Below are 1,366 nucleotides of genomic sequence, written 5' to 3'. Positions count from 1 at the left end.
CTATGGTCGCCCCCATTTTTGCAATACTGATTAACGGGTGGTGTGGTTGGCTTGCTTAAATCTATCCGGCGTCTGTTTGGGGCATGCCCCAGCGCCACGATGAGAATCGCGCCTGACGATCCTAAAAAGCCCATCGGCTTCTTAAAGCCGATTTTTATGCCAGGATCTTCGCCAGGCCGGTAGGCCGTTCACGTCATCTGTTGTTCAGCTATCGCAAAACCTGAAGGGTGAATCGTGGTACTGCAACAACCGCAGGGTCAGGCGTTCAAGGCGTCTGCCCCTGCTTCATATTGCGTATGGTGAGTCGCGATCGCCCAGGCGATACGCGCCAGTTTGTTAGCGAGGGCACAGGCCACGACATTCGAATGTCGTCGACTGAGCAAGGCTCGTACCCAGTCAGCCAAGGCCCCTTTCTGGTGATCCAGCCTCTGCATATAGACCCTGGAACATTGCACCAACAGTTGTCGCAGGTGCTTGTCACCCCGCTTGCTGATCCCGAGCAAATTCGCCTTACCACCCGTACTGTACTGCCTGGGCACCAGTCCCACTGAGGCGGCAAAATCGCGACTGCGTCGGTACTGCTTAGCATCGCCCATCTCCACAGCCAGCAGGCTGGCGGTGATCGGGCCGACACACGGCATGCTCAGTAAACGACTACCTAGATCATCGTCGGCCAGTTGGCTCGCCAGCTCTTTGTCCAGCGCCTTGATTTGCTCATCCAGGTAGACGAAGTGATCGTGCAGACGTTGCAACAACACCGTCAAACGAACGGGAAACTCATGCCCAGCCAAAACAACTGCTAGACGCTTCATGATGGCCAAGCCTCTGGGCAAGCTGACGCCAAACTCCAGTAGAAAACCGTGCATCTGATTAGCCGTTTTTGTGCGGTCATGCACCAACGATTCGCGCATCCGATGCAGAACAGACAGGGTTTGCTGGGACTCGGTCTTAGGCGTCACAAAGCGCATAGATGGACGGGAAGCCGCTTCACAGATCGCTTCAGCATCGACGAAATCATTTTTGTTGCCCTTGACGAAGGGCTTAACGAACTGCGGGGAAATCAGCTTGGCCGTGTGTCCCATTGCCGCTAGCTGACGAGCAACAAAATGCGCCCCCGCACAGGCTTCCATCACCACGATACAACTCGGCACGTTGCCGAAAAGCTGCATCATCTGCGCCCGAGAGAGCTTCTTGCGAAACACCTCGCGGCCTGATTTATCCTGGCCGTGAAGGTGGAAATTATGTTTGCCGAGATCGATACCGATCAGTGCTGACTGGATCATGATGATGGCCTCCGAAAACAAAACACCCTGCGAAAGCGTAGCCCTCGCAGGGTGTGGGGGTGACCATCTCATTAGCCCAGCCC

General features: G+C 55.4%; 1 protein-coding gene. It reads right to left on the bottom strand.

Annotated features, from left to right (window positions below):
• Nucleotides 1–257: 257 nt before the first annotated feature.
• Complete coding sequence (locus AC1DWG_RS30375) at nucleotides 258–1,283, bottom strand: IS110 family RNA-guided transposase (RefSeq protein WP_477788767.1); 1,026 nt, start codon at nucleotides 1,281–1,283, stop codon at nucleotides 258–260.
• Nucleotides 1,284–1,366 lie beyond the last annotated feature (83 nt).

This window comes from Pseudomonas sp. P4_B3 (assembly GCF_056402295.1).
This window is presented reverse-complemented; position numbering and strand designations above follow the sequence as displayed.

Bases quoted from the DNA above. Each gene is read 5' to 3' on its own strand.
- AC1DWG_RS30375 (WP_477788767.1), bottom strand. From the start codon at position 1,283: ATGATCCAGTCAGCACTGATCGGTATCGATCTCGGCAAACATAATTTC.